Origin of the sequence: Paracoccus aminophilus JCM 7686, from assembly GCF_000444995.1 — a bacterium.
Lineage (GTDB): Bacteria > Pseudomonadota > Alphaproteobacteria > Rhodobacterales > Rhodobacteraceae > Paracoccus > Paracoccus aminophilus.
In genome coordinates this window covers 3,270,163-3,287,699 of record NC_022041.1, presented here as the reverse complement: position 1 = coordinate 3,287,699, position 17,537 = coordinate 3,270,163, and the positions used below count along the sequence as shown (strand labels likewise).

16 protein-coding genes are annotated in these 17,537 nt (G+C 63.2%); 8 read left to right on the top strand and 8 right to left on the bottom strand.

Annotated features, from left to right (window positions below; genetic code table 11):
- Positions 1 to 53 precede the first annotated feature (53 nt).
- From JCM7686_RS16020 to JCM7686_RS16005, 4 genes are all read right to left on the bottom strand, one after another.
- On the bottom strand, positions 54 to 1,649 hold the full coding sequence (locus JCM7686_RS16020; protein ID WP_020951839.1) for an ABC transporter ATP-binding protein: 1,596 nt from the start codon (positions 1,647 to 1,649) through the stop codon (positions 54 to 56).
- On the bottom strand, positions 1,646 to 2,458 hold the full coding sequence (locus tag JCM7686_RS16015) for an ABC transporter permease (protein WP_020951838.1): 813 nt from the start codon (positions 2,456 to 2,458) through the stop codon (positions 1,646 to 1,648). The genes JCM7686_RS16020 and JCM7686_RS16015 overlap by 4 nt, the downstream gene beginning before the upstream one ends.
- Positions 2,455 to 3,396, bottom strand: coding sequence for an ABC transporter permease (locus JCM7686_RS16010; protein WP_020951837.1), 942 nt, complete (start codon positions 3,394 to 3,396; stop codon positions 2,455 to 2,457). The genes JCM7686_RS16015 and JCM7686_RS16010 overlap by 4 nt, the downstream gene beginning before the upstream one ends.
- Before the next feature lie 96 nt (positions 3,397 to 3,492).
- Positions 3,493 to 5,127: an MFS transporter gene (locus JCM7686_RS16005; RefSeq protein WP_041527421.1), complete on the bottom strand. Its 1,635-nt coding sequence runs from the start codon at positions 5,125 to 5,127 to the stop codon at positions 3,493 to 3,495.
- 272 nt (positions 5,128 to 5,399) lie between these two features.
- Here JCM7686_RS16005 and JCM7686_RS16000 point away from each other — a divergent pair, with 272 nt between their 5' ends.
- From JCM7686_RS16000 to JCM7686_RS15990, 3 genes are all read left to right on the top strand, one after another.
- Positions 5,400 to 6,704 carry a D-amino acid dehydrogenase gene (locus tag JCM7686_RS16000; RefSeq protein WP_020951835.1) on the top strand — a complete coding sequence of 435 codons (1,305 nt, stop codon included), beginning with the start codon at positions 5,400 to 5,402 and terminating at the stop codon, positions 6,702 to 6,704.
- Between the two features lie 278 nt (positions 6,705 to 6,982).
- Positions 6,983 to 7,717: a L,D-transpeptidase gene (locus JCM7686_RS15995; protein ID WP_020951834.1), complete on the top strand. Its 735-nt coding sequence runs from the start codon at positions 6,983 to 6,985 to the stop codon at positions 7,715 to 7,717.
- A gap of 168 nt (positions 7,718 to 7,885) precedes the next feature.
- Positions 7,886 to 8,860: a lytic transglycosylase domain-containing protein gene (locus JCM7686_RS15990; protein ID WP_020951833.1), complete on the top strand. Its 975-nt coding sequence runs from the start codon at positions 7,886 to 7,888 to the stop codon at positions 8,858 to 8,860.
- An 83-nt stretch (positions 8,861 to 8,943) separates the two neighbouring features.
- Here the strand turns inward: JCM7686_RS15990 and JCM7686_RS15985 are convergent, their stop codons facing one another.
- The 3 genes from JCM7686_RS15985 to serB all read right to left on the bottom strand — a co-directional run bounded on the left by JCM7686_RS15985 (position 8,944) and on the right by serB (position 12,152).
- Complete coding sequence (locus tag JCM7686_RS15985; RefSeq protein ID WP_020951832.1) at positions 8,944 to 10,431, bottom strand: ABC transporter substrate-binding protein; 1,488 nt, start codon at positions 10,429 to 10,431, stop codon at positions 8,944 to 8,946.
- A 51-nt stretch (positions 10,432 to 10,482) separates the two neighbouring features.
- Positions 10,483 to 11,175, bottom strand: coding sequence for a CDP-alcohol phosphatidyltransferase family protein (locus tag JCM7686_RS15980; RefSeq protein WP_020951831.1), 693 nt, complete (start codon positions 11,173 to 11,175; stop codon positions 10,483 to 10,485).
- A 101-nt stretch (positions 11,176 to 11,276) separates the two neighbouring features.
- Positions 11,277 to 12,152, bottom strand: a complete 876-nt coding sequence (gene serB / locus JCM7686_RS15975; protein WP_020951830.1) for a phosphoserine phosphatase SerB — start codon at positions 12,150 to 12,152, stop codon at positions 11,277 to 11,279.
- A gap of 211 nt (positions 12,153 to 12,363) precedes the next feature.
- Between serB and JCM7686_RS15970 the strand changes: the two genes are divergently transcribed.
- The 5 genes from JCM7686_RS15970 (at position 12,364) to hspQ (ending at position 16,942) form a co-directional block, all read left to right on the top strand.
- Entirely contained in the window at positions 12,364 to 13,509 is a 1,146-nt protein-coding gene (locus tag JCM7686_RS15970; protein ID WP_020951829.1) for a phosphoserine transaminase, read from the top strand.
- A gap of 118 nt (positions 13,510 to 13,627) precedes the next feature.
- Positions 13,628 to 15,217 (top strand): phosphoglycerate dehydrogenase, encoded by a 1,590-nt coding sequence (serA, locus tag JCM7686_RS15965; RefSeq protein ID WP_041527420.1) that lies wholly within the window; start codon positions 13,628 to 13,630, stop codon positions 15,215 to 15,217.
- A gap of 66 nt (positions 15,218 to 15,283) precedes the next feature.
- A complete protein-coding gene (locus tag JCM7686_RS15960) occupies positions 15,284 to 16,018 on the top strand; it encodes a metallophosphoesterase (protein WP_020951827.1) in 735 nt (244 codons plus the stop codon).
- Positions 16,019 to 16,021: 3 nt separating this feature from the next.
- A complete protein-coding gene (locus JCM7686_RS15955; RefSeq protein ID WP_020951826.1) occupies positions 16,022 to 16,492 on the top strand; it encodes a CreA family protein in 471 nt (156 codons plus the stop codon).
- Positions 16,493 to 16,609: 117 nt separating this feature from the next.
- Positions 16,610 to 16,942, top strand: a complete 333-nt coding sequence (gene hspQ / locus JCM7686_RS15950; RefSeq protein ID WP_020951825.1) for a heat shock protein HspQ — start codon at positions 16,610 to 16,612, stop codon at positions 16,940 to 16,942.
- A gap of 3 nt (positions 16,943 to 16,945) precedes the next feature.
- Here the strand turns inward: hspQ and JCM7686_RS15945 are convergent, their stop codons facing one another.
- On the bottom strand, positions 16,946 to 17,533 hold the full coding sequence (locus tag JCM7686_RS15945; protein WP_041528026.1) for an ATP-binding protein: 588 nt from the start codon (positions 17,531 to 17,533) through the stop codon (positions 16,946 to 16,948).
- Between the last annotated feature and the right edge of the window lie 4 nt (positions 17,534 to 17,537).

Genomic DNA, 17,537 nt, shown 5'->3' with positions numbered 1-17,537 from the left:
CTAATGCAGCTTTGACGTGGGGCTGCATCGGGGTGCGAACAAGGCCATGAGCGCTAGTCCGCCGGCGCAAAAACCCGCCAATTGCTGGGGATTTTGGGCACTGCGGCGACCAGTCGCAGGGTGGTTGGGTGCCGGGGCGCGTCCATGAACTGCGCGGTCGGGCCGGTCTCGACGATCCGGCCCTTGTCCATGATCGCGACCCGCTCGGTGATCTGGCGCACGACCGAGAGATCGTGGCTGATAAAGAGATAAGCGAGCCCGTAATCCGCCCGCAGCCGCGCCAAGAGATCGAGCACCTGCGCGCGCACCCGCACATCAAGCGCGCTCACCGCCTCGTCGAGCACGATGAGCTTCGGGCGGATGATCAGCGCGCGGGCGATGGCGATGCGCTGGCGTTGGCCGCCCGAGAATTCGTGGATGTAGCGCCCCATCGCCTCGGACCCAAGACCGACATCGGCCAGCGCCTCGGCGACGCGCGCGCGCCAGTCCTTGGGGCGGGCGGTGAGGTAGAAGGGCTCGGCCACGAGCTCGGCCACCGTCCAGCGCGGATCGAAGCTGCCGAACGGGTCCTGAAAGACGACCTGAACCTTGGCGCGCAGGGCGCGGTCCATCGCCCGCCCGGCGCGGATCTCTTGCCCGTCGAGCGTGATCCGCCCGCCTTGCAGCGGATCGAGGCCAAGGATCGCGCGGGTGAGCGTTGATTTCCCGCAGCCGGATTCGCCGATCAGCCCGACCGACTCGCCCGGATCAATCGAGAGGCTGGCGCCATCGACCGCACGCAGCACCGTGCCAGAGGCGAGAACGCCATGCGGCAGCGCATATTCGCGCACCGCATCCGTGACCTGCAACAGCGGCGCCTCGTCGCTTGGCTTGATGTGGACCTGCCGGGGCAGGTGGCGCGAGGCCGCGAAAAGCGCCTGCGTATAGGGGGCCTTTTGTTCGCGAAAGAGCTGCTCGGTCGGGGCGGCTTCGACAATCTCGCCCGCCTCCATCACCGCGACGCGGTCGGCAATCCCCGCGACCACGGCGAGGTCATGGGTGATGAGGAGCAGCGCCATGCCCTCGTCGCGCACGAGGCCTTGCAGCAGATCAAGGATCTGCGCCTGCGTCGTCACATCGAGCGCGGTTGTCGGCTCGTCGGCGATCAGCAGATCGGGCTTTGCCGCAATCGCCAAGGCAATCGCCACGCGCTGGCGCTGGCCGCCCGAAAGTTCATGCGGATAGAGCGTCAGCGGAAAGCGCGGCGCGCTTAGCCCGACGCGGTCGAGCCGGTCGCGGGCACGCGCCAAGGCCTCGGCGCGGGGCAGGTTCTCATGCAGGCGCAGCGCCTCGGCGACCTGATCACCGATGCTCATCAGCGGGTTGAGCGCGGTCATCGGCTCTTGGAAGATCATGGCGATGCGCTTGCCCCGGATCTTGCACATCTCGCGCTCGGGCAGGGTTCGCAGATCCCGCCCGTCCAGCTCGACCCGGCCCGAGGCGCGCGCGCCGCGCGGCAAAAGCCCGATCAGGCCAAGCGCCGCCATCGACTTGCCAGAGCCGCTTTCGCCGACCAGCCCGGTGATCTCTCCGGGAGCGAGACGCAGCGAAACGCCCTTGAGGATCGGCGTCTTGCCGATGGTAACGCAAAGATCGCGCGCCTCGATCATCGCCGCGCCCTCAGCCTTGGGTCCAAAGCATCGCGCAGCCCGTCGCCCAGCAGGTTCAGTCCCAGAACGGTCAGCAGGATCGTGACCCCGGGGATGATCGCGACATGGGGGGCGAGCGTGATCATGGTCTGGCTATCGGCGAGCATCCTTCCCCAGCTTGGCGTCGGCGGCTGCGCGCCAAGGCCGACATAGGACAGGCCCGCCTCGGCGAGAATGCCAAGGCTGAACTGGATCGTGCCCTGAACGATCAGCAGATTGGCGATATTGGGCAGAATATGCTCGAGGCTGATCCGGGTCGCGCCCTTGCCCGCGACCTCGGCGGCGCGGATGTAATCGAGCGTCCATAAGGGCAGGGCACCGGCGCGGGTGACGCGAGCGAAGACCGGGATGTTGAAGATGCCGATGGCGATGATTGCATTGACCGCCGAGGGGCCGAAGACGGCGGTGATCAGGATTGCGATGACAAGGCTCGGGAAGGCGAAGATCAGGTCATTGCCGCGCATGATGATCTCATCAAGCCAGCTGCCGCGCCGGGCGGCGGCCAAGAGCCCCAGCGGCACGCCAAAGCCCATGCCGATGCCCACCGCGACCAGCGCCACCGCGATCGAGACGCGCGCGCCCGCCATGATCATCGACAAGATGTCGCGTCCGAAGTGATCGGTCCCGAGCCAATGGGTGGCCGAGGGCGGTTGCAGCTTGTCGGGGATCGAGAGGGCGGTGGGATCGAAAGGCGTCCAGACGAAGGAGACCAGCGCCCCCAGCACGGCGAGCCCGGCAAGGCAGGCTCCGAGGATCAGGGTGGCTCTCATGCGCGGCGCAGCCTCGGGTCGACGGCGGCATAGGCCAGATCGACAAGGAAGGTGACGAGGATCACCACCGCGACCATCACAAGCACCGCCGATTGCACCACGATTAGGTCGCGCTGGGTGATTGCCTGAAAGATCAGCCGGCCCAGTCCGGGCAGATAAAACACATTCTCGATGATGATCGCCCCGGCCAGCAGGAAGGAAAACTGCATCCCCATGACCGTCAGCACCGGGATCATCGCATTGCGCAGGCCATGGCGGATCAGGGTCTGGCTGGTGCTCAGCCCCTTGGCGCGGGCGGTGCGGATATAGTCCTGATCCATGACCTCGATCAGCGCCGAGCGCAGCACCCGCGCAAGGATCGCGGCTTGCGGCAGCGCCAGCGCCACGGCGGGCAGGATCAGCGCCTTAAGCGCGGCCACGGGATGCGCCCAGCCGGGAAAGCCGCCCGCAGGCAGCAGCCGCAGCCGGACGGCGAAGATCAGGACCAGAAGCATGGCGAACCAGAAATTCGGCAGCGCGATGCCGATCTGGGTCGTGGCCATCACGGCGGTGTCAGGCGCGCGCCCGCGCCAGCGCGCGGCAAAAAGGCCAATCGGCCCCGCCAGCGCTACGGCCAGCACAAGCGAGAGCATCGCCAAAGGCAGCGAGACCGCCATACGGTCCAAAATCATCGCGGCGACCGGGGTCTTGTAGGTCAGGCTTTGCCCGAAATCGCCGCTGAGAATGCCGCCGATCCACTGCAGATAGCGCAGCGGAAAGGGCTGGTTCAGCCCCATCTGCTCGCGCAGGGCAGCCAGAGTATCGGGCTGCGCGCCGGTCCCGAGCATATAGCTCGCGGGATCGCCGGGGATGAGCTCGACCACGGCAAAGATCAGCGCCGAGGCCACAGCCAGGCTGAGGCCAAGCGAAAGCATGCGGCGAAGAAGAAATCCGGTCATGGCGAAAGGCTAGAAAACCGCCGCGCCCGGGTAAAGGGCGCGCGGGCGGGGGCGCGTGAAATGCTGGGCGGACGGGCAGGGCTGCAACATGGCCGCTTACGGAACTTCAAGCTTGCCGATCAGCGGCAGGTCATCGTCTTGCGAAACGCTGTGGCGCTCGATCATGCGATGGATCGCGGGCGCGCCCGGGCCCTGATGCAGCTTGGCAAGCTCGGTGCCGATGGTCGAATCCGATTTGGTGCGGCGCATGTTGTGGCGGACGTAATCGTCCCACGTCGCGATGTGATAGCTCTCCGACCAGAGATTCGGCGTCTCGAGATCGCGCAAAAGCGCCCAATTGCGGGCGCCGTCGCGGCGGCGGATGTTGCGGCGCTGGGCCATCAGTTCCAGAAACAGCGGCACGTCTTTCTGGTCGATCTTATAGTCGATCATGATCATGATCGGCCCCGAACGCCCGCGCAGATCAAGCCGCAGCTCGGGCTCGCGGAAATTGTCGCTTGGATCGAGGTTGAGCGTGCCGAATTCCGGGACAGAGAGCCAATGGCCCAGAATGGCGCCGACGATCAGGGGCACCGCCGCGCAGGCGAGCGCCGTGTCGGTGTCATAGGCCGTCGCGACCGTGCCCCAGATCCACGCTCCCGCCGCCATGCCGCCGAAGGTCGCGGTCTGGTAAAGCGCCAGCGCCCGCGCCACGACCCAGCGCGGCGTCGAGAGCTGCACCGAGACGTTGAAGAGCGACAGCGCCAGCACCCAAGACGCTCCCGCAGGCAGGATCGCAATCGCATGAAGCCAGACGGCATCGGTGAAGGCCAGAATCAGTGCCGACGCGGCAAAGGCCGCGAAAGAGACCCGGACGATGACCTCATTCGGCAGCCGCTCGCGGATATAGGGGTTGATGACGGCACCGATGATCGCGCCCAGCCCGTAACAGCCGAGCAAGAGGCCAAAGAGCAGCGAGCCGCCATCGGGATGGGCCTTGGCGACCAGCGGCAGCAGCGCCAGCACCGCGACCGCGGCAAAGCCGAAAAGCGCCGAGCGGATCAGCACCCGCAAGAGGTTCGGCGACAGCGCGACATAGCGCAGCCCCGCGCCGACAGCCGAGACGAAGGGCTCGCGCGCGATGCGGCGCGGCACGGGTTTCGGATGCCACAGGAAGAGCGCGCCGAGCAGCGGGATGTAGCTGAGCGCATTGACCGCAAAGGCCGCCGCCGCACCCCAGGCGGCGGTGATGATCCCGCCCGCCGCCGGTCCGACGCTGCGCATCAGGTTGAAGCCGACCGAGTTCATGGTGACAGCCGCCGGAAGGTCTTCGCGCGGGACGAGATCGCCCATGCTCGCCTGCCAAGGCGGGTTGTAAAGCGCCTGACCCGCGCCGATCAGGAAGGTGAAGGTCAGCAATAGCCAAGGCGTCATCCAGCCCTGCCAGGTCACGATCGCGAGCAACAGCGAGACCACCGCCATGAAGACCTGCGCGGTGATCAGCAGTGTGCGACGGTCGAAGTTATCGGCCAAAGCGCCCGAGGCCAGCGCAAACAGCATGATCGGCAGCGTGTTCGAGGCCTGCACCAGCGCGATCAACGTGGGCGAATCGGTGAGCTGGGTCATCATCCAGGCCGCACCGACCGCCTGCACCAATCCTCCGAAGTTCGAGATCAGCGTGGCTGACCAGAGCATTCGAAAATCGCTGTGGCGGAACGGGGCGAGGGGACTCTTTCGCTCGGACAATTTCATGCTTCCGTGGCTTCTGCGACTTAAGACTAGCATCCTCGCCGCCAGCTTCAATCAGCGGTGGACCGGCGCGGCTGGTCGTTTCGGCGGGAATAGGTCGATATGAAGGGGTATCCTTTCGTTTAATCACATATTCATCGAACATAATTCGAATATTTACCAATATGAGTGCGAAAACGTGTGTGATTGGGTATTTTTATGATGAAGAATAGGAACTAATTTCCACGCCCTTGCCTATTCTCCACCTAAAGTTTTGGAATCAGGGGTTTCCTCACATGAAGGTTGTCGTTCTGGGCGCCGGTGTCATCGGTATCACTTCGGCCTGGTATCTTGCTCAGGCCGGCCATGAGGTTGTCGTCGTCGATCGCGAGACCGGGCCTGCGCTGGAGACGAGCTTTGCCAATGCCGGGCAGGTCTCGCCCGGCTATTCCTCGCCCTGGGCCGCGCCGGGGATTCCGCTGAAGGCGATCAAATGGATGTTCCAGCGACATGCGCCGCTGGTTTTGCAGCCGAAATTCGATCTGCAGCGCGCCAAATGGATGGCGCAGATGCTGAAGAACTGCACCTCCTCGGCCTATGCGATCAACAAGAGCCGCATGGTGCGTCTGGCCGAATACAGCCGCGACTGCCTGAAAGAGCTGCGCGCCGCGACCGGGATTCATTATGACGAGCGGATGCAGGGCACCTTGCAGGTGTTCCGCAGCGAGAAGCAGGTCGAGGCAGTTGCCAAGGATATCGCGGTTTTGCAGGCCGATGGCGTGCCCTTCGAGGTTCTGGACCGTGCGGGCTGCGTTGCCGCCGAGCCGGGGCTGGCGCAATCGCAGGACCTGATCGTCGGCGGTCTGCGTCTGCCGGGCGATGAGACCGGGGATTGCTTCAAATTCACCAATAACCTCGCACAGATGGCTGCGGCGGCTGGCGTGACCTTCAAATGGGGCGTTTCGATCGAGGCGCTTGAGGCCGAGGGCGGCAAGATTTCCGGCGTGAAAACCAGCGCGGGCCGTCTGACGGCGGATCGCTATGTCGTGGCTTTGGGCAGCTATTCGCCCTTCCTCGTCCGCCATCTCGGCATCAAGCTGCCGATCTATCCGCTCAAGGGCTATTCGCTGACCATTCCGATCGAAAACGACGCTGCCGCGCCGGTTTCGACGGTCATGGATGAGACCTTCAAAGTCGCAATCACCCGTTTGGGCGACCGCATCCGTGTTGGCGGTCTGGCCGAGATCACCGGCTATGACATGTCGCTGAGCGCGCGCCGCCGCGCCACACTGGAGTTGTCGGTGAACGATCTGTTTGGCCGCGCTTGCGACACCAGCAAGGCGCAATTCTGGACCGGTCTGCGCCCGATGACGCCCGATGGAACCCCGGTCGTCGGCGCGACCCAGCTGCCGAACCTCTTCATCAACTCGGGACATGGCACGCTTGGCTGGACGATGTCGACCGGCTCGGGTCAGCTTCTGGCCGATCTGATCAGCGGCAAGACGCCTCATATCGAATATGAGGACCTTGGCTATGCGCGCTATACCGGCAAGCTGCCGACCCCGCGCGCTGCGGCCAAGGCGCAGCCCGCTCGCGCCTGATTGCGGCTTTGCCTGCACCGCACGACCAAAAGCCGGGAAGAGTTCTTCCCGGCTTTCTGTTGCTTTCAAGACGCCCTGGCCAATTAAATCAACTTAATCCTGTCACGTTTGCTCAAGGGACGGCCCGCGCCACTTGACGCTTGACGCTGTAAACGGGCTTTAAAGAACAGATACGAATCGCGGGATCGGTCTGCCCCGGTGCTGCCTCTGCCTGACCTGCGTTACTGCTGCTGCGATTGTCTCGTGACGGGGCGATCGTGTTACGAAGGATATGAACAATGCGAACTGCTCCGCTTCTGCTGGCCCTTGTGCTGGGTCTGGCTGCCTGTGCTCCCCAGCCTCAGGCGACCGGCGTTCAGGCCCCCGCCGAGCCGGCGATCTATGGTGCGCGCGCCGATACCGGCCCGAACGGTGAGTCGATTGAGATTCCTGCGGTCCGCCCGGCCTATCTGAATGAGCGCAACACCCGCCAGCTCGTCGCCTATAACGGCCCCGATGCGCCCGGAACCATCGTTGTCGACCCCTATGCGCGCCTGCTGTATCGCGTGCTCGATAACGGTCAGGCCATGCGCTACGGCATCGCCGTCGGCCGCGCGGGCACGGGCTTCAAGGGCAATGCCACGATCAAGCGCAAGGCGGTCTGGCCGTCCTGGACGCCGACCGCGAACATGGTCCGCACCGAGCCCGAGCTTTACGGCCATCTGAAGAACGGCCTGCCCGGCGGCAGCTCGAACCCGCTTGGGTCGCGCGCGCTCTATCTCTACCAGGGCGACCGCGACACGATGTATCGCATCCATGGCACCATGGACCCGAGCTCGATCGGCAAGGCGACCTCGGCTGGCTGTATCCGCCTGTTCAACCAGGACATCATGGATATCTTCGGCGAGACCAAGATCGGCACCCATGTGAAGGTCCGCAGCCAGGCCGAGAGCATTCAGCTTGAAGGCCACCAGACCCCGACGCCGGACGGCTATCTCGTCTCGGCACAAGAGATCGCGGCGGCGGCCCAGTAACGCTGGCCGCACTCCCGATCACCCTGCTTGCTGGCGCGCGCCTTCCCACGGGAGGGCGCGTTGCCTTTTGGCCAGAACCCGCCGAATTCTCCCGCCCCCCTTGGCAAGATCGGTTCCCAAACCCAGCCGCGATTGCTATTTCCGGCGCAAAGGATTGTGCTTGACCCGATGCGCCGATTTCTTCTCTCAGCCCTGATCGCCTTGATGGCGCTGCCTGCGGCGGCCTATGAGACCATGGATGCCCATTCTGGCATTCCTGCGCCGCGCGTGCTGCATGGGGATGACGCGAAAAAGGATGGCGCCCACAAGGACGGCCCGAAGAAGGACAGCAAAGAGCGCCGGTGCACGACCGACGGGCTCTATTGCATCGAGATCCAGACCTATATCCCCGATGTCTGCCGCACGATCGAACAGGCCTCGGCCAAACATGGCGTCGATCCGCATTTCCTTGCCCGGCTTTTGTGGAAGGAAAGCCTGTTCGAGCCGAATGCGATCAGCCCGGTCGGCGCTCAGGGCATCGCGCAATTCATGCCCGGCACCGCCGATCTCGTCGGCCTTGATGATCCGTTCAACCCGGCAAAAGCCATCGACGCCTCGGCGGGCTATCTGCGACGCCTGACCGACAACTTTGGCAGCATCGGCATGGCCGCGATCGCCTATAATGGCGGCGAGAACCGCGCTGCGCGCTTCAAAGGCGGCGCCTCCGGCCTGCCTTGGGAAACGCAGGATTATGTTCAGGCGATCACCGGGCTCGACGCAGCCGAATGGCGAGACAATCCGCCGACCAAGGACAAGCTCGATATCCGGCTCGATAAGGAAAAGCCCTTCATCAAAGCCTGCACCACACTTGCCGGCAACCGCAAACTCCGCGAATTCTCGACTCCCGAGCACGCCTGGCCCTTTGGCGTCATCCTTGCCTCGCATCCCAGCAAATCGGGGGCGAGCGCGCAGGTCGACCGTCTCAACCGGCAGCTCCGCCCGATCCTCGGCGGCAAGCGCGTGAGCTATGTCCGCCGCCGCCTGACCGGATCCGCACGCAAGCTCTATACGGCCCAGCTCGGCTACAGCAATCAGGCCGAAGCCGTGGCCTTTTGCACCCGCCTGCGCGGCCTCGGCGGGCGCTGCATCGTGCTCAAGAATTAAGCCCTTCGCTTTGACGAAAATACCTTGCGGGGGTGCGGGGGCGCAAAGCCCCAGCGTCCGGCCATGACCGTCCGGCAGTGACCCTAGTCGGTCCAGCGAACCTCGCTCAGATCATTGGCAGGCATCGGCGCGTTTTCCCAAAGCCCGGTGATCCGAGCATCCGCGACGCCGATTTTCGGCAGCTGGAAGAGGAAGGCGTTGACGTAATCATCCGCGATCATCTCTTGTGCCTCGACCAGCAGCGCCGAGCGTTGCGCCGGATCGACGGTTTCCTGTAGCTTCGCCATCAGCGCCTTGAAGGCGGGTTTGGCGTAGTGGAAATAGTAATCGTCGCGGGCATAGATCCCGATATCCATCGGCTCGACATGGCTGATGATGGTCAGGTCGAAATCACCGCCCTTGAAGACGGTTTCCAGCCATTGCGCCCATTCCATATTGGTGATCTCGGTCGCGATGCCCACGGCCTTGAGCTCTTGCGCGACGATCTCGCCGCCGCGCCGGGCATAGGGCGGCGGCGGCAGCGCCAGACGCAGCTTGAGATCCGTGACGCCCGCCTCGGCCAGCAGCTTGCGGGACAGCTCGGGATCAAAGGCCGATTTCGCGGTGAGATCGACGTAATCGGGGTTATGGGGCGCGAAATGGCTGCCAATCGGCGTGCCATAGCCAAACATCGCCCCATCGATCAGCTCTTTGCGGTTCATCGCATGGGCAATCGCCGCGCGCACCTTGAGATTATCGAGCGGCGCCTTGGCATTGTTCATCGCCAGAATGGTTTCACCCTCGGTCGTGCCGACGCTGACCTTGAAACGCGGATCGGCCTCGAGCTGGGGCAGGGTCTCGATCGCGGGGTAATTCGGAAAGGCATCGACATCACCGGCCATGACGGCGGCAAAGGCCGCGGTCGGGTCCGAAATGAAGCGGAAAGTCGCGCTTTTGATCTGCGGCTTCTCGCCCCAATAGCCGTCGAAAGCCGCGATTTTCAGACTGTCCCCTTGGCGCCAGCTCTCGAATCGGAAGGGGCCGGTGCCGATGGGGCGGGTGGCGATATCCTTCACGCTGGCTGGATCGACCATCACGGCATCGCCCCAGGCCATCTTGAAGGGAAAGCCGCCATCCGGGCTCTTGAGCGTGATCTTCACGGTCTGAGGATCCACAGCCTCGATCTTGTCGATGCCGGAAAAGAGTTCTTTCTGGGCATTGGTCGAATCGGCGGCGCGGGCGCGGTCGAGCGAAAAGATCACATCCTGCGCATCGAAGGCGTTGCCGTCATGGAAGCTCACGCCGGGATGGAGGTGGAAGACATAGACCTTGCCCGCCTCTTCGACATCCCAGCTTGCGGCCAGCGCCGGACGAACCGTGCCATCCGGGCCGATCCGGGTCAGGCCTTCAAAGATATTGGCATAAACCACCTCATCGACCGCTGCCGCGGCCCCCGAGGTCGGGTCGAGATTTGGCGGCTCGAGCACCATGCCAAGCGTGATCGTGTCTTGCGCCGCCAGCGCGGCCCCCGAAGGCAGGGCCCCCGAAAGCAGGGCCAGAACGGCGGCGGAAAGCGTGACTCTGGCGAACATGAAACCCCCTTGCGGTCTGTTACCGCATCATTGGGGCTTCACGCGGCTCGATCAAGACCGTCCTTCGGTCATCTGTTGCAGGAAGCCCGCGCACATCAGCCAGACCGAGGTGATCATCAGCCCCCAATGCGCCCAGCTGCCGGGGTGGAAATGCTGCGCGGCGGCCCAGGCGGCAAACACCACCCAGAGCACGGTCATCGGCAGCGAGATCGCGCGCCAGCGCTTGGTGCGGACCGGATGGATGAATTTCACATTGGTGAACATGGTGACAGTCAAGGCGATCACGACGAGCAGGCTGACCCACCAGACCGGTTTCAGCGCAAAGAGCACCAGCACCGGCATATTCCAGGCCGCAGGGAAGCCCGCAAAGGAGTAATCCCTTGTTTTCATCCGCGTATCTGCGAAATAGAGCACCGAGCCGTAAGTGATCACGATGATCGCGATCCAGCCGCTCCACCCCGGCAGCAGGCCAGAGTTGAACAGCGCGAAGGCCGGGATGAAGACATAGGTCAGATAGTCGACGATCATATCCATGATCACGCCATCATAGGTCGGCCAATATTGCTTGACGTTGAAGTGCCGCGCGAGCGGCCCGTCGATCCCGTCCACGATGAGCGCGACCAAGAGCCACAGGAACATCGTCGCATATTGCCCCTTCACCGCGGCGAGCATGGCAAGCATCGCCCAGACGGCGCCGGTTGCGGTGAGCAGATGGACGGAGAGGGCTTTGACGCGTGGGTTCATGTCGTGGTTCTGTCACCGAATGGTTAAAATAACAAGAATGGCGGCCATGCAGGTCCGCCATTTCCATAATATGCCGCTTTAAGGCATCAGCGTCCCGAAAGTCAGGTCATGAATTCGTCGCGTCCGTAGCCTTGCAGGTAAAGCAACGCGGTCAGGTCGCCAAAGTTCACCCGGACCTGCGCTTGTTCCGCGACCGAGGGTTTTGCGTGGAGCGCCACGCCCGTGCCCGCAAGCTGGATCATGCCCAGATCATTGGCGCCGTCGCCCACCGCAATCGCCTCGGCCGGGGTGACGCCGTGCCGGGTCGCGATCTCGTGCAGGGCCTCGACCTTGGCTTCGCGACCAAGGACCGGCAGGCCGACATGGCCGGTCAGCACGCCCTCGTCGGACAACAGCGTATTGGCGCGGTTTTCGTCAAAACCGAGGGCTGCGGCGATCGGTCCGGTGAAATCAGTAAAGCCGCCCGAGACAAGCGCGGCATAGGCGCCTTGCCCGCGCATGGTCGCAACCAGCTCGCGCCCGCCGGGGGCCAGGGTGATGCGGTCGCGCAGGACCTCGGCGATGACTGATTCGCTTAGGCCCGCAAGCAGGCCGACGCGCTCGATCAGCGCCTCGTGGAAATTCAGCTCGCCATTCATGGCGCGCGCGGTGATCGCGGCGACGCGCGGACCGACGCCCGCGAAATCGGCAAGCTCATCGATGCATTCCTGCTCGATCATGGTCGAATCCATATCGGCGATCAGGATTGCTTTCTGGCGGCCCTTGGTCGGTTGGATCGCGAGATCGAGACCCTGAATCTGAAGCTCGGCCCAGATCTCCCAGAAATCGGCGGGCGGGGTTTCGACCATGAATTCCGCAGCGATTTCAGGCGCTAACCAAAGCGCATGACCGCCGTTCCAGCGCGCGCGCAAGGCGTCGATATGCGATTGGCGCAGATTGGCAGTTTGGGGGGCGGCAAGGATGCTGACCGTGAGCATGACATCTCCCGTGGGGGCAAGAATCAGCGGTTGCCTAATCCAAAGGGACCGGCTGTGCCAGAGAAATGGCGGCTGTGGCAGCAGATCTGGCGCAAAAAGGAAAAGTCAAAAGCGACGGATTTTCTCTCTTGCGCGACTCTTGGGGCAGGTTTAGTGCGGTCAGTGGGACACCTCTCCCCAACGAGAGGCTATATACCTGGAAGGGTAGACTATGACTGTACAAACTCCGGCTACGCGGCCGGCGAATCCGCGTTTTTCGTCGGGCCCCTGCGCCAAAATCCCCCATTATGATCTGAACATGCTCGCAGACGCGCCTTTGGGCCGCTCGCATCGTTCTGCCGTCGGCAAAGCCAAGCTTACCGAGGCGATTGATCTTACCCGTGACATTCTGAACGTGCCTGCGGATTACCGCATCGGCATCGTCCCCGCCTCGGATACCGGCGCCGTCGAAATGGCGCTGTGGTCGCTTCTGGGCGCGCGCCCGGTCGAGATGCTCGCTTGGGAAAGCTTCGGTGAAGGTTGGGTCACCGATGTCGTCAAACAGCTGAAGCTCGACGCCACCACCCGCAAGGCCGATTACGGCTATCTCGTTGATTTTGCGAATGTCGATTTCGACAAGGACGTGGTTTTCACCTGGAATGGCACGACTTCGGGCGTGCGGGTTCCGAATGGCGATGCGATCCCGGCCGGCCGTCAGGGACTGACCATTTGTGACGCGACTTCGGCCGCTTTCGCGATGGATCTGCCCTTCGACAAGCTCGATGTCGTGACCTTTAGCTGGCAAAAGGTGCTGGGCGGAGAGGGGGCGCATGGCGTCCTGATCCTGTCGCCCCGCGCCGTCGAACGGCTGGAAAGCTATACTCCCGCCTGGCCGATGCCGAAGATTTTCCGCATGACCAAAGGCGGCAAGTTGATCGAGGGCATTTTCAAGGGCGAGACCATCAACACGCCCTCGATGCTTTGCGTCGAAGATTATCTGGTTGCGCTGAAATGGGCGCAGGCTTTGGGCGGCAAGGATGCGCTGATCGCGCGGTCGGATGCCAATGCCCGCGCTGTGCGCGACTTCATCGCGACCCGCGACTGGATCGCCGATCTGGCGGTCGATCCGGCGACGGCCTCGAATACCTCGGTCTGTCTGCGCTTCACCGACAGCCGGATCAAGGATTCCGCGGCTTTTGCCAAAGCGGTGACCAAGCGGCTCGAGAAAGAGGGCGTCGCGCTGGATGCGGGCGCGTATCGCGATGCGCCGGCGGGCCTGCGGATCTGGTGCGGGGCGACGGTCGAGACCTCGGATGTCGCGGCGCTGATGCCCTGGATCGAATGGGCCTTTGAGGCCGAGATCGCGGCTCAGGCCTGAGATCACTTACCCGGAGCCGGGGGCCAGCCCCCGGACCCCCGGGGTATTTACCTGATGAAGAATGGTGCGCGGGGGAGCGATTTCCCCGCCCGAACAGACTTATCCAAAGGATAGAGAGATGCCCAAGGTTCTCGTTTCGGACAAACTTTCGGAAACCGCCGTCCAGATCTTCCGCGATCGCGGGGTCGAGGTCGATTACCTGCCCGATCTGGGCAAGGACAAAGACAAACTGGCCGAGATCATCGGTCAATATGACGGTCTGGCGATCCGCTCGGCCACCAAGGTGACCGAGAAGCTGCTGGCCCATGCGACCAATCTCAAGGTGATCGGCCGCGCCGGGATCGGGGTCGACAATGTCGATATTCCGGCCGCGTCGAAAAAAGGCGTGATCGTCATGAACACGCCCTTCGGGAACTCTGTCACCACGGCCGAACATGCGATTGCGCTGATGTTTGCGGTGGCGCGGCAATTGCCCGAAGCGAGCCTCTCGACCCATCAGGGCAAGTGGGAGAAGAACCGCTTCATGGGGGTCGAGGTCTTCAACAAGACGCTTGGCATCATTGGCGCGGGCAATATCGGCTCGATCGTCATCGACCGCGCTTTGGGTCTGCGCATGAAGGTTCTGGCCTATGACCCCTTCCTGTCGGAAGAGCGCGCGCTTGAACTCGGCGTGAAGAAGGTCGAGCTGGACGAGCTTTTGGCCAAGGCCGATTTCATCACGCTGCATGTGCCGTTGACCGACAAGACGCGCAATGTGCTCTCGCGCGAGAATCTGGCCAAGACCAAGAAGGGCGTTCGCATCATCAATGCGGCGCGTGGCGGGCTGATCGACGAGGAGGCTTTGGCCGAACTGTTGAAATCGGGTCATGTCGCCGGGGCCGCGCTCGATGTTTTCGCGACCGAGCCCGCGACCGAGAGCCCGCTCTTCGGCCTGCCGAATGTCGTGGTGACGCCGCATCTCGGGGCCTCGACCAATGAGGCGCAGGAAAACGTCGCCTTGCAGGTGGCCGAGCAGATGTCGGATTACCTGCTGACCGGGGCGGTGCAGAACGCGCTCAACATGCCGTCGGTCACGGCGGAAGAGGCCGCGATCATGGGGCCCTGGATCAAGCTTGCCGGTTTCCTTGGCAGTTTCGTCGGCCAGATGACCGATGAGCCGATCCGCGCGGTGAACATCCTTTATGACGGCGTTGCGGGCGAGATGAACCTCAATGCGCTGAATGCCTCGGTGATCGCGGGGATGATGAAGGTGGTTAATCCCGATGTGAACATGGTCTCGGCCCCGGTTGTGGCCAAGGAGCGCGGCGTTCAGATTGCGACCACGCATCAGGACAAGCAGGGGATTTTCGACGGCTATATCAAGGTCACGGTCGTGACGGAGACCCGCGAGCGCTCGGTGGCGGGCACGGTCTTTTCGGATGGCAAGCCGCGCTTCATCCAGATCCGCGGGATCAATGTCGATGCCGAGATCGGCGCCAATATGCTTTACACCCGCAACCGCGACATTCCCGGCGTGATCGGCGCTCTGGGCATGACGCTGGGTGAGATGGGCGTCAATATCGCGAATTTCACGCTTGGCCGGACCAAGCTTGGCGAAGATGCGATCGCGATTCTTTACCTCGATGAGCCGATCAAGCCGGAGGCCCTTGCGGCTTTGGAGAAAACCGGCAAATTCCTTCAGGTGCGGCCGATGCGTTTCGAGGTCTGAGGGAACCGCCCGATGGGAGAGGCCCCCGCCCGGATGTCGGCGGGGGTTTTTGAGCTGGAGTAAGCGATGCCGGTTTTTGCCATCGGGGATATTCACGGCGAGTTGGAGATGCTGCGCGCAGCCCATCGCCGGATCGAGCGCATCGCCGGGCGCGACGCAGAAATCGTTCATGTCGGCGATCTGCTCGACCGGGGGCCGGATTCGCGCGGGGTGGTCGATTACCTGCGCGACGGCCAGCTCGCCGGGCGCAATTGGGTCGTGGTCAAGGGCAATCACGACCGGTTTTTGCCGAAATTCATCCTGGAGCCTGAGTGGATCGATCCGAGCCTGACCTCGGGGCGGCATTGGATCGATCACGATGCGCTTGGGGCGCCGGCGACGCTCGCGAGCTACGGCGTTGATATCGAGGGCCCGCGCTGGACGCTGCATGAGCGCACCCTGCAGGCGGTGCCGCGCGAACATATCGATTGGCTGACCAATCTGCCGCTTTGGCATCTGCGGCCCGAGGCGCTTTTCGTTCATGCTGGCATACGTCCGGGCGTCGATCTTGGCGATCAGATCGAGCAAGATCTGGTCTGGATCCGCCCCGAATTCCTGAACGATCCGCGCGATCACGGCATTCTCGTCGTCCATGGCCATACGCCGGTGAAGACGGTCGAGCACCACGGCAACCGGCTGGCGATTGATACCGGCGCGGTGTTTGGCGGCACTTTGAGCGCGGTCGAGATTTCCGACGAAGCTGTCCATCTTGTGACCGAGGATGGGCGCGCGCCGATCCTGCCTCTGACGAAAGGGCGCTAGGCGATGCGCGGGTTGTGGGCGCTTTGTCTGCTTTTTGCGCTGCCTGCGGCGGCCGATCAGGTCGGCAAGGTTGGGGTCGATTGGGCGGGCAATGACATTCTGATCGAGGCCTTTGCCGACCCCAAGGTCGAGGGCGTGACCTGCCATCTGGCTTATTTTTCGCGCTCGGTATTCGATCGGCTGCGGCAGGGCAACTGGTTCGAGGATCCGTCGAATTCGGCGATTGAATGCAATCAGACCGGCCCGATCCGCTTGGGCGACATCGCGCGCGGACCCAAGGGCGAGGATGTCTTCAGCCAAAGTCGCTCGCTCATCTTCAAGTCGCTGCGGGTCAAGCGGATCTATGACGAGCAGAATCAGGTTCTGATCTATCTGTCCCATGCCAATCAGCTGAGCGAGGGCTCGGCGAAAATGTCGATTTCAACCGTGCCTTTGGCGCTGGCGGGCGGCGCGGCGCAACCCCTCGGGAAATAGCGAAAACGCGGTGTATTTCGCGCCCCAAAGCCCCGGCCAAGGGTCGGAGAGGCTGCGCAAGACTGTAGACATAAGCCGGGCGCAAGGCTATCTGTCCCTGTACTGAGGTCGAGAGTGATGCAGCAGACGTTGAAAATCGCCAAATACAATCTGGGGCAGGTGGTCCGCCATCGCGAGCATCCGTTTCGTGGCGTGGTCTTCGACATCGACCCGGAGTTCTCGAATACCGAGGAATGGTATGAATCCATTCCCGAAGATGCGCGTCCGGCCCGCAACCAGCCCTTTTACCATCTCTATGCCGAGACCGAAGCGACTTTCTATGTCGCCTATGTCTCCGAGCAGAATCTGGTGCCCGATTCATCGGGTGAGCCGCTGGAACATCCTGAGGTGACCTCGATGTTCGGTGAGTTCGAGGATGGTCGTTACCCCCTGCAAATGCCGATGAACTGAGGGTCAGGCGGCGCCGTCTTCGGTCGCGCCTTCTTGCAGCGGAATGGTAAAGGCCAGCACATTGCGCTGCTCTTCGCGGTAGTAGCAAATCGCGCGGGTCAGATCCTGAATCAGAAACCAGCCGAAACCGCCTTCGGGCAAAGCTCCGGTCTGCGCCTCGCGTGACCTGAGCGCCACAAGGCCTGTGGTGAAGGCCGGAGTGCCGAAGGGTTCAAAACATTCGGCGGGCAAGGGAACGCCATTGTCGGTGATCGCGCAGGCCAGCCCGGCGTTTTGCTGAATGACGCAGAGATGGACCGTCGGCGGCACCAGCCCTTCAGGTGCGCGGCCATGAGGGCGATCCGGCGCGGCGCTGGTCGGGCGTTCGGCCAGAGGCTCGGTCGCGCCATGCTCGCAAATATTGTTCAGCACCTCGGCGACCGCGAGTTCCAGCCGCCCGATGGCATCGCCCGCCAGTTCGGCGGCAAAACGGCCACGTAGCTCGAGCAGGGTGGTGCGGATGGCGATTTTCTCGGCCGGGAAGATGCGGTGAAACATGGGCTGTTTGCGGGGCATGGGACGGCGGGACAGGCGGCTGCGGGTTGCGGTCATGAGC

What these genes read in the sequence shown, in the direction of transcription:
- JCM7686_RS16020 (WP_020951839.1), bottom strand. Translation starts at nt 1,649, where the DNA reads ATGATCGAGGCGCGCGATCTTTGCGTTACCATCGGCAAGACGCCGATC.
- JCM7686_RS16015 (WP_020951838.1), bottom strand. Translation starts at nt 2,458, where the DNA reads ATGAGAGCCACCCTGATCCTCGGAGCCTGCCTTGCCGGGCTCGCCGTG.
- JCM7686_RS16010 (WP_020951837.1), bottom strand. Translation starts at nt 3,396, where the DNA reads ATGACCGGATTTCTTCTTCGCCGCATGCTTTCGCTTGGCCTCAGCCTG.
- JCM7686_RS16005 (WP_041527421.1), bottom strand. Translation starts at nt 5,127, where the DNA reads ATGAAATTGTCCGAGCGAAAGAGTCCCCTCGCCCCGTTCCGCCACAGC.
- JCM7686_RS16000 (WP_020951835.1), top strand. Translation starts at nt 5,400, where the DNA reads ATGAAGGTTGTCGTTCTGGGCGCCGGTGTCATCGGTATCACTTCGGCC.
- JCM7686_RS15995 (WP_020951834.1), top strand. Translation starts at nt 6,983, where the DNA reads ATGCGAACTGCTCCGCTTCTGCTGGCCCTTGTGCTGGGTCTGGCTGCC.
- JCM7686_RS15990 (WP_020951833.1), top strand. Translation starts at nt 7,886, where the DNA reads ATGCGCCGATTTCTTCTCTCAGCCCTGATCGCCTTGATGGCGCTGCCT.
- JCM7686_RS15985 (WP_020951832.1), bottom strand. Translation starts at nt 10,431, where the DNA reads ATGTTCGCCAGAGTCACGCTTTCCGCCGCCGTTCTGGCCCTGCTTTCG.
- JCM7686_RS15980 (WP_020951831.1), bottom strand. Translation starts at nt 11,175, where the DNA reads ATGAACCCACGCGTCAAAGCCCTCTCCGTCCATCTGCTCACCGCAACC.
- serB (WP_020951830.1), bottom strand. Translation starts at nt 12,152, where the DNA reads ATGCTCACGGTCAGCATCCTTGCCGCCCCCCAAACTGCCAATCTGCGC.
- JCM7686_RS15970 (WP_020951829.1), top strand. Translation starts at nt 12,364, where the DNA reads ATGACTGTACAAACTCCGGCTACGCGGCCGGCGAATCCGCGTTTTTCG.
- serA (WP_041527420.1), top strand. Translation starts at nt 13,628, where the DNA reads ATGCCCAAGGTTCTCGTTTCGGACAAACTTTCGGAAACCGCCGTCCAG.
- JCM7686_RS15960 (WP_020951827.1), top strand. Translation starts at nt 15,284, where the DNA reads ATGCCGGTTTTTGCCATCGGGGATATTCACGGCGAGTTGGAGATGCTG.
- JCM7686_RS15955 (WP_020951826.1), top strand. Translation starts at nt 16,022, where the DNA reads ATGCGCGGGTTGTGGGCGCTTTGTCTGCTTTTTGCGCTGCCTGCGGCG.
- hspQ (WP_020951825.1), top strand. Translation starts at nt 16,610, where the DNA reads ATGCAGCAGACGTTGAAAATCGCCAAATACAATCTGGGGCAGGTGGTC.
- JCM7686_RS15945 (WP_041528026.1), bottom strand. Translation starts at nt 17,533, where the DNA reads ATGACCGCAACCCGCAGCCGCCTGTCCCGCCGTCCCATGCCCCGCAAA.